Origin of the sequence: Streptomyces sp. NPDC101152 (assembly GCF_044768275.1) — a bacterium.
GTDB lineage: Bacteria > Actinomycetota > Actinomycetes > Streptomycetales > Streptomycetaceae > Streptomyces.
The window spans coordinates 16,813-30,060 of the sequence record NZ_JBIWPO010000072.1; the positions used below are offsets into that span (position 1 = coordinate 16,813).

14 protein-coding genes are annotated in these 13,248 nt (G+C 73.0%); 8 read left to right on the forward strand and 6 right to left on the reverse strand.

The genetic code is table 11. From position 1 onward, the window contains the following. Positions 1-8: 8 nt before the first annotated feature. Positions 9-968, forward strand: coding sequence for an XdhC family protein (locus ACIRVK_RS41880; protein ID WP_404256811.1), 960 nt, complete (start codon positions 9-11; stop codon positions 966-968). 43 nt (positions 969-1,011) lie between these two features. On the opposite strand, the gene ACIRVK_RS41885 is transcribed toward ACIRVK_RS41880, so the two are convergent. The 3 genes from ACIRVK_RS41885 to ACIRVK_RS41895 all read right to left on the reverse strand — a co-directional run bounded on the left by ACIRVK_RS41885 (position 1,012) and on the right by ACIRVK_RS41895 (position 2,670). Further along, positions 1,012-1,683 (reverse strand): DUF305 domain-containing protein, encoded by a 672-nt coding sequence (locus tag ACIRVK_RS41885; RefSeq protein WP_404256812.1) that lies wholly within the window; start codon positions 1,681-1,683, stop codon positions 1,012-1,014. A gap of 91 nt (positions 1,684-1,774) precedes the next feature. After that, a complete protein-coding gene (locus tag ACIRVK_RS41890) occupies positions 1,775-2,164 on the reverse strand; it encodes a DUF6153 family protein (RefSeq protein ID WP_404256813.1) in 390 nt (129 codons plus the stop codon). A gap of 35 nt (positions 2,165-2,199) precedes the next feature. After that, positions 2,200-2,670: a DUF5990 family protein gene (locus ACIRVK_RS41895; protein ID WP_404256814.1), complete on the reverse strand. Its 471-nt coding sequence runs from the start codon at positions 2,668-2,670 to the stop codon at positions 2,200-2,202. A 104-nt stretch (positions 2,671-2,774) separates the two neighbouring features. Between ACIRVK_RS41895 and ACIRVK_RS41900 the strand changes: the two genes are divergently transcribed. Both ACIRVK_RS41900 and ACIRVK_RS41905 read left to right on the forward strand, forming a co-directional pair. After that, positions 2,775-3,446 carry a hypothetical protein gene (locus ACIRVK_RS41900; protein ID WP_404256816.1) on the forward strand — a complete coding sequence of 224 codons (672 nt, stop codon included), beginning with the start codon at positions 2,775-2,777 and terminating at the stop codon, positions 3,444-3,446. Beyond that, positions 3,395-4,138: a YcnI family protein gene (locus ACIRVK_RS41905; RefSeq protein ID WP_404256818.1), complete on the forward strand. Its 744-nt coding sequence runs from the start codon at positions 3,395-3,397 to the stop codon at positions 4,136-4,138. The genes ACIRVK_RS41900 and ACIRVK_RS41905 overlap by 52 nt, the downstream gene beginning before the upstream one ends. A 59-nt stretch (positions 4,139-4,197) precedes the next feature. On the opposite strand, the gene ACIRVK_RS41910 is transcribed toward ACIRVK_RS41905, so the two are convergent. Together ACIRVK_RS41910 and ACIRVK_RS41915 are read right to left on the reverse strand one after the other, a co-directional pair. Further along, positions 4,198-7,320 carry an FAD-binding and (Fe-S)-binding domain-containing protein gene (locus ACIRVK_RS41910; RefSeq protein WP_404256820.1) on the reverse strand — a complete coding sequence of 1,041 codons (3,123 nt, stop codon included), beginning with the start codon at positions 7,318-7,320 and terminating at the stop codon, positions 4,198-4,200. 102 nt (positions 7,321-7,422) lie between these two features. After that, positions 7,423-7,926 carry a MarR family winged helix-turn-helix transcriptional regulator gene (locus ACIRVK_RS41915; RefSeq protein WP_404256822.1) on the reverse strand — a complete coding sequence of 168 codons (504 nt, stop codon included), beginning with the start codon at positions 7,924-7,926 and terminating at the stop codon, positions 7,423-7,425. 130 nt (positions 7,927-8,056) lie between these two features. Between ACIRVK_RS41915 and ACIRVK_RS41920 the strand changes: the two genes are divergently transcribed. Continuing rightward, positions 8,057-8,572, forward strand: a complete 516-nt coding sequence (locus tag ACIRVK_RS41920; RefSeq protein ID WP_404256824.1) for a YceI family protein — start codon at positions 8,057-8,059, stop codon at positions 8,570-8,572. A 7-nt stretch (positions 8,573-8,579) separates the two neighbouring features. Here the strand turns inward: ACIRVK_RS41920 and ACIRVK_RS41925 are convergent, their stop codons facing one another. Beyond that, positions 8,580-10,283: a hypothetical protein gene (locus ACIRVK_RS41925; protein WP_404256833.1), complete on the reverse strand. Its 1,704-nt coding sequence runs from the start codon at positions 10,281-10,283 to the stop codon at positions 8,580-8,582. A 258-nt stretch (positions 10,284-10,541) separates the two neighbouring features. Between ACIRVK_RS41925 and ACIRVK_RS41930 the strand changes: the two genes are divergently transcribed. From ACIRVK_RS41930 to ACIRVK_RS41945, 4 genes are all read left to right on the forward strand, one after another. Further along, positions 10,542-10,931, forward strand: a complete 390-nt coding sequence (locus tag ACIRVK_RS41930; protein WP_404256826.1) for a cell division protein SepF — start codon at positions 10,542-10,544, stop codon at positions 10,929-10,931. Positions 10,932-11,006: 75 nt separating this feature from the next. Beyond that, positions 11,007-12,173 (forward strand): ATP-binding protein, encoded by a 1,167-nt coding sequence (locus tag ACIRVK_RS41935; RefSeq protein ID WP_404256828.1) that lies wholly within the window; start codon positions 11,007-11,009, stop codon positions 12,171-12,173. Further along, the gene (locus ACIRVK_RS41940; RefSeq protein ID WP_404256830.1) at positions 12,170-12,496 is read left to right on the forward strand and encodes a nucleotide pyrophosphohydrolase; all 327 of its coding nucleotides are present in this window, start codon (positions 12,170-12,172) and stop codon (positions 12,494-12,496) included. The genes ACIRVK_RS41935 and ACIRVK_RS41940 overlap by 4 nt, the downstream gene beginning before the upstream one ends. A gap of 179 nt (positions 12,497-12,675) precedes the next feature. Next, positions 12,676-13,149, forward strand: a complete 474-nt coding sequence (locus ACIRVK_RS41945; RefSeq protein WP_404256831.1) for a DUF6099 family protein — start codon at positions 12,676-12,678, stop codon at positions 13,147-13,149. Positions 13,150-13,248 lie beyond the last annotated feature (99 nt).

Sequence of the window (13,248 nt, forward strand, 5' to 3'; positions counted from 1 at the left end):
CTGGGTACATGCGCGATCTGGCGGACACGGCACGACACTGGGCGGCGGAAGGCCGTGCGGCGGTGCTCGCCCGGCCCCTCACCGAGCGGGGGTTCGGGGCACGGCAGCCGGCCGACGCCCTGCTGATCGACGCGGACGGGCAGTACCGCGGGCGGCTGTACCGGGGCGCCTTCGACCAGCGGCTCGTCGCCGAGGCCTGCGCGGTCCCGCGCGGGCACACCGCCCGCGTCTGCGAGGTGGCCGTGCACGCGGACGGGGTCAGGGAGGCGGGGCTGACCTGCGGGGGACAGGCCGAGATCCTGATGCAGCCGCTGACCGCCGTCCCGGCCCGCTGGTGGGAACTGCTCGGGTCGGGTGCCGACGTGGCGCTCGTCACCTGGCTGGACGAGGCGCGCACGCACGCGGTCAGCGCCGTCGTGACGCCGGACGAGACGGTGGACGGCCCGGACGTGCCGCCGCAGGCCGCGGTGCGGGCGCGCTCGCTGCTCGCCCGCTACCGCGCCGGACGTGAGGTGCACGCCGCCGACGCCGGGCTCGTGCTGATCGAGACCTGCCCCGCCGTGCCGCACCTCGTCGTCGTCGGCGGTGGCGAACTCGCCGAACTCCTCGTCGCGCAGGCCGGGTTGCTCGGCTGGCAGGCCACCGTGACAGCGACGGCGAAGGACGCGGGGGAACTGATCGCCGAGCATCCGGCCGCCGCCTGTCTGATCATGCTCAGCCATGAGCCGGACGTCGACGTCCCCACCCTGCGCGCCGCGCTGACCTCGGGCGCCCCCTACGTAGGCGCCCTCGGCTCGCGCCACACCCAGACCCGCCGCGCCGCCGCGCTGCTGGAGACGGGCCTGACCGAGACGGAACTCGCCCGCGTCCACGGCCCCATCGGCCTCGACATCGGCGCCCGTAACCCCGCAGAGACGGCGCTGGCGATCTGCGCCGAGGTGCTGTCGGCGCTGGATGGCCCGGAGTGAGCAGCACGGGGGCCGGCGCGGACGCCGGCCCCCTCCCTGTGGGTCAGGCCTTGCCGAGGAGCTTCTTCATCTCGGTGATCTCGGCGGTCTGGCCCTTGATGATGTCCTCGGCCATGGACGTGGCCGGACCGTAGGCGCCCTGAGCCTTCTCCGTCCCGGCCATCTTCACGGCGCCCTCGTGGTGCTGGACCATCATGGTCAGGAACATGGTGTCGAAGTGCTTGCCGGACGACTTCTCCAGCATGGTCATGTCCTTGGGGTCCATCATCCCTGACATCCCTGACATCCCGGAGCCGGACGAGTGGTCCATGCCGGGCATCGACCCCATGGAGCTGCCCGACGAGGGCACCTTCTCGTTCCAGCTCTTCAGCCAGCCGGACATGGTCCGGATCTCCGGGTCCTGCGCCTTCTCGATGCGCGCCGCGAGCTCCTTGACCTGGGCGGACGAGGCCCGGTCGGCGGCGAGCCGCGCCATCTCGAGGGCCTGCTGGTGGTGCGGGATCATGCCCTGCACGAAGGCGACGTCCTGCGCGTTGTGCGTACCGGCGCTGCTGGGTGCGGACGCCGGCGCCGACGCGGAGGCGGAGTCGCCGGTGTGGTGGCTGCTGCTCGCGCTGTCGCTGCCGCCACCACAGGCGGTGAGGACGAGGGCCGAGGTGAGGGCGGCCACCGCGAGGGCGGTACGGCGGATGAGGGACGTACGGGTGTTGCGCATGCTGGAACTCCTGCTGTGCGTGTCGCGCCGTGGCGCGTGGGGGGATCTGGACGTGCCGGAGCGCACCGCGGGGCGCGGTGCCGCGTGGTGTCTAGATCCGCAGGAGTTGGAGCTGTGCCAGCGAGGGCGGGGCGCGGGCGCCGTCCGGGGCCGCGCCGGCGTACGGGCACGGGACGTCGGCGCGCACGGGGGCGGTCACCGGGTCGGGAGTCAGGGCCGGCAGGGTCGGTCCGCCGCTGACGGCCGCCGACGTACAGGTCTGGTCGGCGTGCTTGAGGTGGCCTCCGCCGCAGTCGTCGCCCGAGCAGCCGCCGTGCGCGCCGGCCGCCACCGCCGTGTGCCGGGGAGCGGAGTGCGCGTCGAGGGCGCCGCCGGGGGCCAGGCCGTGCATGCCCAGCAGCCCCGCCAGAAGCCCGAGCACCAGAAACGCGCGCCCCCCCAGGAAGGGTGGCGCACCGCGTTCCTGTGCACGAGCTGTCATCGCGCCCCATGGTACGCAGACGAGCCCGCCGCCGTTCACCGTGACCCTGGCGTCCAGGTGATCCGCGGCGGCACGACCCGCGCGCACAAGGGCATCCCCCGCCCGTCCGTCAGCCCGAGCCTGCCGACCAGCACCCCTTCGCGTAGGGCGGTCTCGAGCACGTCGGCGGGCACGGCGTCGAGCATCAGCTTCGCGCGGCGGAACATGGTGAACGTCCCGGGGCCGTCGACCGTACCCCAGGACAGATACACGAACCGAGCTCCGGAACGCCCTTGCACCCAAGGCCCCTTGACATCCGTGCCGGCCGCCGAGGCCACCGCGCCGCACTCCAGCGTCCAGGTCACCGACACCGCGTCGCCGGGCTGCACCCCGAGCAACTCGGCCGGCCGGTCGCGCCGCTGCACCGCGACATGGATGCCCCCGTACACCGGATCACCTCCGGCGGGCCCGCAGCTGCGACCGGGCAGGTCGAAACCCTCGATGCGGATGCGCAGACCGGCCGCCATCCCGGCACCTCCACGACTCGTCACCTGTGGACGTCCAGTCTGCCCCGGTGGACCGGGGGATCCACCCGGCGAAGCCGCCCCGGCGCGTGGCAGGATCGGGCGCCATGACGGCGTCTGCTTCGGTACGCGTGCTGCGCGCGGCGGTGTTCGCCGCGCTGTGCGTGCTGCTCGCCGCCGGCGGCCACGCCCTGGGGACCGGCACGGCGCCGCCGGTGTGGGTCCAGGCCGTCGGGTTCGCGCCGCTCTTCGGGGCCGGCTGCCTGCTCGCCGGCCGGGAACGGTCGCTGCCGGCCATCGCCGCCGGGACGCTGACGGCTCAGGGCGGGCTGCACCTCGCCTTCGGTGTGCTGCACCCGCACTCCGGGATGGTCATGGACGGCATGCACATGAGCCACGCGCACGCCGTGACCCCGCACGCGACCGCCGCGCACGTCGCCGCGGCCCTGGCGCTCACCTGGTGGCTCCGGCGCGGCGAGGCCGCCCTGTGGTCGCTGCTGCGCCGGGCCGCCGCGCTGGTGCCGGGCCTGCTGGCCTGGTGGCGGGTGGCCGGCGGGACGCGACTGGTGCCGGACGCGCGCAACGTCGTACGGCTGTGCGCCGACGGTCCGCGGCCGCTCAGGCGGAGCCTGCTGCGGCACGCGGTGCAGCGGCGCGGACCGCCGCTCGGGACTCCGTACCCCGTCCGACGCCAACCCACCTTTCCTGTACGGAGATCCACCCACCCATGTCCCGAGTACGCATCACGCTGCGCCGCGCCGGCGCCGTCACCGCTCTGATCGCCGCCGGGCTCCTCGCCGCGGCCGGTGTCGCCTCCGCGCACGTCACCGTCCACCCCGAGAGCTACGCCAAGGGTGCCACGGACGGTGTCCTGACCTTCCGCGTCCCCAACGAGGAGGACACCGCCTCCACCACCAAGGTGCAGGTCTTCCTGCCCACCGACCACCCCGTCCTGGGCGTCCTCGTCTCCCGGCAGGACGGCTGGACCGCCAAGGTCACGAGCACCAAGCTGAAGACGCCGGTCAAGACCGACGACGGCACCATCACCGACGCCGTCTCCGAGATCACCTGGACCAGCGGGAAGATCGACCCCGGCCACTACGAGGACTTCAACGTCGCCTTCGGTCAACTGCCGGACGATGCGGACCAGTTGGCCTTCAAGACCTTGCAGACGTACTCCGACGGCAAGACCGTGCGCTGGATCGAGGAGGCGCAGTCCGGTCAGGTCGCGCCGGAGAACCCGGCACCGGTCCTGAAGCTGACGGCCAAGGGCACTGACGAGGGCGCCGGCGGCACGACCCCGTTGCCGATGACCTCGAAGGGCTCCACCAACTTCAAGTCGACGGCTTCGAGCAGCGACTCCACCGCCCGCGGCCTGGGCATCGCCGGGCTGGTGGTCGGGGTGCTGGGGCTCGCCGCGGCGGCCTTCGCCCTGGTCCGCGGCCGTAACGGCGGCGCGCGGTCCGAGTAGGTCAGACGGCAGGCTCGCGGCCGGGAGCCCCGTGGGCCCCGGCCGCGACCGGCCCCGCCTCAGCGCCGCAGCCCGCGGACCAACCCGGCCGCCACGCCCGCGACACCGACCCCGGCGCCGGCCAGTGCCAGCGCCTTCCCCACCCGTCCCGGCGGGGCGGGCCGCACGTCGCGCCCGACGCCGTACGCGCTCCCGAACGCCCCACCCGGCAGGGCGGACGCCAGCAACTCGGCGACATGCACCGCCTCATGGCCCCCGCTGTCCAGCTCGTGGACCTGCGTCCGGCAGCTGAACCCGTCCGCGAGCACGACCGTCGACTCGTCCTCCTCCCGCAGCCGGGGCAGCAGGACCCGCTCCGCGCAGGCCTCGCTGACCTCCAGGTGCCCCCGCTCGAACCCGAAGTTCCCGGCCAGCCCGCAGCACCCGGACTCCAGCTTCTCGACGTCGACCCCGGCCCGCCGCAGCAGCTCCTGGTCGGCCTCCCAGCCCAGCACCGCGTGCTGGTGGCAGTGCACCTGGGCCACCGCCTGCGCCGACCGGTCCGGCACGTGCGGCGGCTCGTACCCGGGCGTGTGCTGGGTGAGCAGCTCGGCCAGCGTCACCGTCTGGTCGCTCAGCCGGCGCACGTCACGGTCGCCGGGGAACAGCTCGCCCATGTCGGAGCGGAACACCGTCGTACAGCTCGGCTCGAGCCCGACCACCAGCCCGCCCGCCCGGACATGCCCGGCCAGATGCCGCACGGTACGGCTCAACACCCGCTCGGCGACGTCGAGTTGGCCGGTGGAGATCCAGGTCAGCCCGCAGCACAGCGGTTCCTGGGGCAGCTCGACCCTCCAGCCCGCGCGCTCCAGCACCTCCACGGCCGCCTGCCCGATGTGCGGGTGGAAGAAGTTGGTGAAGGTGTCCGGCCAGAGCATGACGCTGCCGCGCGCCCCGTCGCCGTACCTCTCCCGGCGCCCCGCGAACCACTGCTGCAGGGTCCGCCCCGCGAACAGCGGCAGCTCCCGGTCCTCGACCCCGGCGAGCGCGACGGCCGCCTTCGACAGCGCCGGGGCGTGGGTGAGGGCGTTGACGACCGGCCCCATCCGGGTGCGGCCGACGACCTGGGCGAGGGCCGGCAGCCAGCCCATGGAGAGGTCGGAACGCGGCCGCCGCCAGGGCCTGCCCTCGTAGTGGTGGGAGAGGAACTCCGCCTTGTAGGTGGCCATGTCGACGTCGGCCGGGCAGTCCTTCTTGCAGCCCTTGCAGGCCAGGCACAGATCGAGCGCGTCGTGCACCGCCTCGGAGCGCCAGCCGTCCCGCAGCGCGCTGTCGCCGTGCCCGTCGAGCATCTCGAACAGCAGTCGTGCCCGCCCCCGGGTCGAGTGCTCCTCCTCCTTCGTGACCTGGTAGGAGGGGCACATCACCGAACCGCCGTCGTTGGTCAGCTGCCGGCACTTGCCCACGCCCACGCACCGGTTGGCGGCCTCGGCGAAGGAGTTGCCGTCGTTCGGGAAGCGGAAGTGCAGCTCCCGCGGGTCGTACGGCGCCCAGTGACTGCCCAGACGCAGGTTCTCGTCGAGCTTGTACGGCGCCACGACCTTGCCGGGGTTCATCCGGTCCAGTGGGTCGAACACGGCCTTCAACCGCCCGAAGGCGGTGACCAGTTCGTCCCCGAACATGCGCGGCAGCAGCTCGCCCCGGCTCTGCCCGTCCCCGTGCTCCCCGGAGAGCGAGCCGCCGAACTCCACCACCAGGTCGGCCGCCCGCTCCATGAACCTGCGGTAGTTCGCCACCCCGTCCGCGCTGTACAGGTCGAAGGGGATCCGGGTGTGCACGCACCCCTGCCCGAAGTGGCCGTACAGACTGGGCCCGACGTCGCTGAGGTAGCCGAACTCGTCGAACAGGCGCCGCAGTCGGCGCAGGTACTCGCCCAGCCGGTCCGGCGGCACCGCCGAGTCCTCCCAGCCCTCGAAGGTGTCGGGGTGCCCGGGGACGTGCGCGGTGGCGCCCAGCCCGGACTCGCGCACCTGCCACAACTGGTCCTCGTGCCTGGGGTCGTCGAGGAAGGCGACCTCGGCGTCGTGCTCGGACTCGTGCAGCCCGTCCAGCATCCGGTGCGCCCGCTCGTCGGCCTCCTCGGTGGTCTCGCCGCCGAACTGCACCATCAAGTAGGCGTTGCCCTTGGGAAGTTCGGCCAGCGCCTTCTGGTTGAGGCCCTTGATCCGCTCGTCCTTCACCAGCCGCGCGTCGACGCCCTCCAGCGCGATCGGCTCGTACGGCAGGATCGCCGGCACGGCGTCGGCGGCCACGGAGATCTCCGGGAACCCGAGCACGACGAGCGTGCGTTCCTTCACCACGGGGACCAGCTCCAGCTCCGCCCTGAGGACGGTGACCAGCGTCGACTCGCTGCCGACCAGCAGTCCGGCGACGTCGAAGCCGTACTCGGGCAGCAGCGAGTCCAGGTTGTAGCCGGAGACGCGGCGCGGGATGTCCGGGTAGCGGCGCCGGATCTCGTCGGCGTAGGTGTCCCGCAGGGCGCGCAGTTGCCGGTAGACGGAGGCGCGCAGATCGCCCTGCCGCTCGATCTCGGCGTACTCCTCGTCGCTGGTCTCGCCGCACCAGAAGCGGGTGCCGTCATAGAGCAGCACCTCCAGGCGGGCGATGTTGTCGACGACCTTGCCGTGCGCCTGGGCGGTGGCGCCGCAGGAGTTGTTGCCGATCATGCCGCCGAGGGTGCAGTTGGCGTGCGTGGCGGGCTCGGGACCGTAGCGCAGGCCGGTCGGGGCGAGCCGCCGGTTGAGCTCGTCGAGGACGATGCCGGGCTGGACGACGCAGGTGCGGGCGCCCGCGTCGACGGACTCCAGGCGGTTGCAGTACTTGGTCCAGTCGATCACCACGGCCGTGTTGGTGCACTGCCCGGCGAGGCTGGTGCCGCCGCCGCGCGACAGCACGGGCGCCTGGTGCTCCCGCGCCACGGCCACCGCCGCGGCGGCCGCCTCCGGCGTACGGGGCACGACCACGCCGATCGGGGTCTGCCGGAAGTTGGAGGCGTCGGTGGCGTACGCGGCCCGGCTGCCGGCGTCGAACCGGACCTCGCCGTCGACCCGCTCCCGCAACGCGGCCTCGAGTGCGGACACGTCGACCGGGGGCGCCGCGCCTCCGTGACGTACGACAGGTTCGGGCAGGTCCAGCGCGGCCATGGAGCCCTCCTTCGGTCGACCCGGCGGCAGGTGACGGCGGGAGGCCCGGGTACCCCGACGGGGCCGCGGTCACCCGCGGGTGGGGTGGCCGGGAGGGCGGTTTTACGGTGTCTTGGGCTCCTCGGCGAGCTCGGGGACCAGCCCGCAGACCGCCTCCCGCTGATCCGGGCCCATGACATGGCTGAGGGCCCGGGCGACCGTCGAGGCGAGCGTCCCGGAGGCCTCCTCCAGGAGCCCGCGGGCCTTCTCGGTGAGGGCGACCTCGATGCCCCGCTTGTCGCCGCAGACGGACTTGCGGGTGACGAGACCGGCGTGCTGGAGGCAGGCGATCTGGTAGGTGAGCCGGGTCTTGGGGCGGCCGAGCAGTTCCGCGACACGCGTCATGCGCAGACCGGTCGCGGGCTGCTCGGCGAGCAGGCACAGGATCAGGAACTCGTCGTGGGAGACGTCCAGCCGCTCCTTCACGACCGACCGCAGCTCCTGTTCCACCGCGCCCACGGCGGCGAGCAGCACCATCCAGGCCCGCAGCTCCTTGGGCAGCAGTCCGCCGGCCTGCGCGGACGGGCATACGGGCAGGTCGCTGGTGTGCTCCTCGAGGTCGGCCATGGTCTCCAGTCTACCTGTTGTTCAATTTTGGACGAGGGGTTGTCCAGATTTGGATGATGGGCTAGCGTGCAATCATCCAAATTTGAATCACCCTCTTCTGTCGTCCGATTCCCGTCCCCTGGAGCACACCATGACCGTCGCCGTCGAAACCGGACTGTGGCAGCTCGACGCCGCCGCCTCCACCGTCGCCCTGCGCCACAAGACGATGTGGAACCTCGTCACCGTGAAGGGCACCTTCACGGGCGTCGCCGGACAGGGCGAGGTGAGCGCCGACGGTTCCGCCACCGGCACCATCACCCTGGACGCCGCCTCCCTCGACACCAAGAACAACAAGCGCGACGAGCACCTGCGGGGCGCCGACTTCTTCGACGTCGACCACCACTCCGAGATCACCTTCACCGTCCGCAGCGCGAAGGCCGGCTCCGGCGACACCGTCGAGGTCTCCGGTCAGCTGACCGTGCGCGGCATCAGCCGCCCGCAGACCATCACCGCCCGGCTGGCCGGACAGGACGCCGACGCGCTCACCCTGGACGCGGAGTTCACCGTGGACCGCGCCGAGTTCGGCCTGGGCTGGAACCAGATGGGCATGATCCGCGGCCTGACCACCGTCACCGCGAGCCTCCGCTTCGTGCGCGCCGGCGCCTGAGCGGCCCTCAGCCCGTCCCGCGCTTCGCTGTCGAGGCGCCACCCTTCGCCGCCAGACGCACGTCCATGCTGGACAGCGTCTGCGGCGACGGAGTGAAGGCCCGCACCCGCACCCGGGTGTGCGCCCCGGGCACGGCGAACGCACCGTGGGGTGGCCGCAGTTCGTACCGTGCCGTGGCATGCGCCGACAGGGTGGCCGGCCCCCGCAGGACCGACCAGAACTCACTCATGCCCTGGCCGCTGGTGACCATGAAGTGCGGTACGAGGGCGCTGTCCTCGGTGTTGGTGACCCGCAGCGACAGGCGGGTGACGACCTTCGCCGACGCCCGGCCCACCGCGGCGACCTCCATCCGCAGCGGCGGCTTCCCGGCCATCGCCACGACCGCGGAGACAAGCGCCGGCGCGACCAGCAGCGCCGCCGCCACACCCAGCGCCGTCCGCCGGCGCGGCCCGGTCAGCGGACGGGGGCGCGGCTGCCACGCCCCGGCGAAGTCGTCCGCCGGTGCGGTGACGGCCGCCGCGAGCCACAGCGGCGTCATCAGCATGTAGTAGTTGTCCTGGGAACGGGTCGCCAGATAGAAGGCGCACCAGGGCAGCACGGTCGCCGCGGGCCCCAGACGGCGCCCGAACAGCACCAGCAGCCCGAGCAGGCCCGCCGCCAGCAGCAGGCTCGCGTACCCGTACCAGCCGACCTTGTCGCTGCCGTCGGTGAAGTACAGGGAGACGTCCACCAGGCCCTGCCCGTGCAGGGTCGCCCCCTGGACCAGCGGCAGCGCGATGCCCCGCAGCCAGGTGCCCGGCTCGCTCACCGCGAAGTAGGCGTTGACCAGCAGCCACACCAGCGCGGCGACGCCCGTGAACCGCAGCACCACCAGTGCCGCCGCCCGGCCGCCCAGCTCACCCCGGCGCACCGCGTAGATCCCGGCCAGCAGGAACGGCGCGAGGAACCACGGCAGTTGCTGGGCAGCGCAGGCGGCCCCCAGACAGACAGCCCTCGCCAGACCGGGCGCCCCGAGCCGGCCGCCCCGCCCGATCCGGGGCCAGCGCACCACCACCGGGATCAGCAGGACCAGCGCGGTGACCGCCGGGTAGCCGAGGCGGGCGTAGTTCGGCATGAGCCCGAAGCCGAGGCAGACCAGGGTCGCCGCCGGGCGCCACTGCGCGGGCAGCATCCGCCACAGCACGACGGTGCCGACGACCAGCGCGCCCATGCTCAGCGCGGTCGCCGGGATGCCGCCGTGCCCCAGGAACAGCAGGGGCGCCGTCAGCAGCGGGGTCAAGGGGGGATAGCCGTAGGTGAAGTCGTAGCCGCCGGTGAACGTCGGGGTGAGGGCGACGCCATGGGTGAACAGCCATGGCCAGGGCTGCCCGTAGATCGGGTGACCGGCGACGATCTCCCTGGCTGCCTGCGTGGTCAGGATCGCCTCGTCACTGCCGCCGTGGTTCATCACCCAGCCGCACAGGGCGAGCGTCACGGCGGTCACCAGCACGACGAGGTCGACGCGCGCGAGCGAACGCGCCCGGCGCACCACCAGCGCCAGCGCCCCGCACACCAGGATCGAGGCGTAGCACGCCGAGATGACCGCGGCCACCGGCGGACGGTTGCTCGCCGCCGACGTCCAGATGGTCCGCGTGCCGATGAACAGACTGATGTCGGCGAGCAGCGTCAGCACGCGGTGCCACTGCGCGGGAGGTTCCGGAACGGCGGACACCGCCGACTGCGTCCGCCGACCGGGTGTCACCTGCTGAGTTTCTGCGAAGTGCACGCCGTCCGACCGTAGTGGCTCCCCGTGACCGTCGCACGGCAGGACGTGAAGAGTCCGGTGTGAGGGCGGTAAGACCCGGTATGCGTGGCGCGATGTGCACCCTGTGACGGTCGCGGCCCGTGTCGCTGTTGGGCCGAACGGGTGACTTGGCGTAAGAATGGGCCGGGTGCGAGATGTGAAGGCGAGTCAGTTCGGGGGGAGCCGGTGAACAGCCACGACGTCACCGATGAGCAGTGGGAGGGGCTCGCCCAGGTCGTGCCGTTGCGCGGACGCGACGCCTGGCCGTCCTCGGTGGGGCACCGAGCGCTTCCCGAGGCGGTGACCCAGACCCGCCGCCGCTTCGTCGTCCTGCGCGTCAACGTCTTCGCCGACGCACGCGACGTCGCCGAGACCCTGATGGCCGGCGTCCCCGTCCTCCTCGACCTCAGCGGCGCCGAGACCGAGGTCGCCAAACGCGTCCTCGACTTCAGCACCGGCGTCGTCTTCGGCCTGGCCAGCGGCATGCACCGGGTCGACCGCAACGTCTTCCTGCTGACCCCGGCCGGCACCGAGGTGACGGGACTGATGGAGAGCGCGGGCGTCTCGGGCGGCTGAGGCACGTCCCCCGATCGTAGGAAGCGCGCCGGGGCAAAACGGTTCGGCGGGGGAGCGGAGTCCTACGGTCCGGACATGAGCGTGTCATCGCAACCGTATGCCCCGGCCCCCTCTCTCGACCGGCCGGCCGCGATCCGGCCCTGCGTCACCGAGCTGCGGCTGTCCGCCTTCGCCGGTCACCGACGGGCCGGCTTCGCGCTCGGCCCGGTCACCCTGCTCGCCGGACCCAGCGGAAGCGGCAAGACGACCGCCTTACGGGCGTACGAGGCGCTCGCCCGGCTCGCCGGCGGCGCCGCCGTGGACGAGGTGTTCCTCGACGCCGGCGCCTGCGTCCCCGACCGGGCCCGGCCCGACCCCCAGCGCCGCCGCGGCTTCCGTATCGGCTGCACGACCGACGGCCCCCAGGGCCCGGTCCGGCTCGACGTCGCCGTCCAGGCCGAACCCGAACTGCGCGTCGTGGGCGAGCGGTTGACCTCCGGCGGGCTGGTCCTGCTGGAGACGGCGCTGCGCGATCCCGCCCGCCACACGGTCCAGGCCGCCTGGCACACGGCCGGCTCGGCACCGGTGACCCGCGCCCCGCTGCCCGACGACCGGCTCGGTACGGCGCTGCTGCCGCTGCGCGTGGCCGGAAAGACCGACGGACAGCGCCGGGTCCTCGCCGCCGCCGAACAGATGGTGGTCGCCCTCCGTTCCGTCTTCGCCTGCGATCCGCGCCCCGGCCGGATGCGGGCCCCGGTGCCGATGGGCTCCGGCCGCCTCCTCGGCGGCTGCGACAACCTCGCCGACGTGCTGTGGCGCACCCGCACCGAGTGCGGCCGCCGCCACGCACAGCTCGTCGCGGCGGCGGCCGTCGGATGCGCCGGACCGGTGACCGACGTGCTGGCCGAGCCGCTCGGCGACGGCACCGTCCGAGGCGTGCTCGAGCGTGGCGACGGTTTCCGGACGCCCTTCGCCCGCCTGGGCGACGGCGAGCTGCGGTACGTCGCCCACGCCCTGGTCCTGCTGACCGGGCCCGGGGTGCTGGAGGTCGACCCGGCCGGCGAGGTGCCCGCCGCGATGCAGGCGCTCACCGTCCTCGCCGACGCCTTCGACCGGTCGCTGGATCCGCGTCAGCGCCGCGCACTGCTGGACCTGGCGGTGCGGATGGGTGCCCGCGGCCACATCCGCTGCGTCGCCTCGGTGGGCGACGCGTCGTGGGCCGAGGGGACCGACGGGGTCACGGTGGTACACCTGGACCCGTGACGGAACCCCTCGATGTGGCGAAACTGCAGCGCAGGCTGGCCGAGTTCGCGGCGGCGCGCGACTGGCAGCCGTACCACACCCCCAAGAACCTGGTCGCCGCCCTCAGCGTCGAGGCCTCCGAACTGGTCGAGATCTTCCAGTGGCTCACCCCGGAGGAGTCCGCACGCGTGATGGACGACCCCGACACGGCCCACCGGGTGACCGACGAAGTGGCCGACGTGCTCGCCTACTTGCTCCAACTCTGCGAGGTACTGGACATCGACCCGCTCGCCGCCCTGGACGCGAAGATCGACCGCAACGAACGAAGGTTCCCCGCCCCCTGAGGAGCCGTACGATCCGTTTTCACTCTCCGGAGTCATGGTCGTGCCCGAAACCGATTCGTTGTCCACAGATTTCCGCCTTCCTCTGGCTTTTCGTCCCGCCGACCCTCACGCTGGGTAGTGGACAACGGAGTTCGGGCAGACGGCGCGTGGGCAGCGCGCCGGGAGGACGGGGGCAGCGCATGGACGCTGTGCGGCTCATCGTGACGAGCAGGCGCGCGCTGGCGGCGGGCGGCGGCGCGCCCGAGATCCTGACGGAGGTGTGGCAGGCACAGGCCCTGGCGCAGGCGATAGGCAGCCGCCTCGCCGTCGCCGGCCCGCCCGAACTGCGCGGCGAGGCGCTGGGGTTGACGGAGCTGGCGGGCCGCGGCTGCGGAGTCCTGGACACCCCGCGGCTCGCCCCCGGCGAACTGCGCGCGGCCCAGCTCACCGAACTGGGCGACGCCCGCCAGGCCCTGAGCTGCCTCGGCGGCCTGCTCGGCGAGGTGGGCATCGCCCTGGTGGGCCTCGCCTGCGCCGTGGACGACGAGGGCACCTACTGGCAGTGCATGGAGGCCATCGACGCGGCCGACGAGTCCAGAGACCGCGTCCGCGAGATGCTGCGCAAACTGGCGGACGGGGAGCAGCACCGCGTGCCGGAGAGAGAAGCGGGCTAGTAGTTTGTTGCGGCTTATTTTCGCTGTGTGGTTGGGTAGAGGTGGCGTAGTTTCACGCGTGCGTCGTCGGTGGTGAAGTGCCAGTGGACTTGGCGCTGG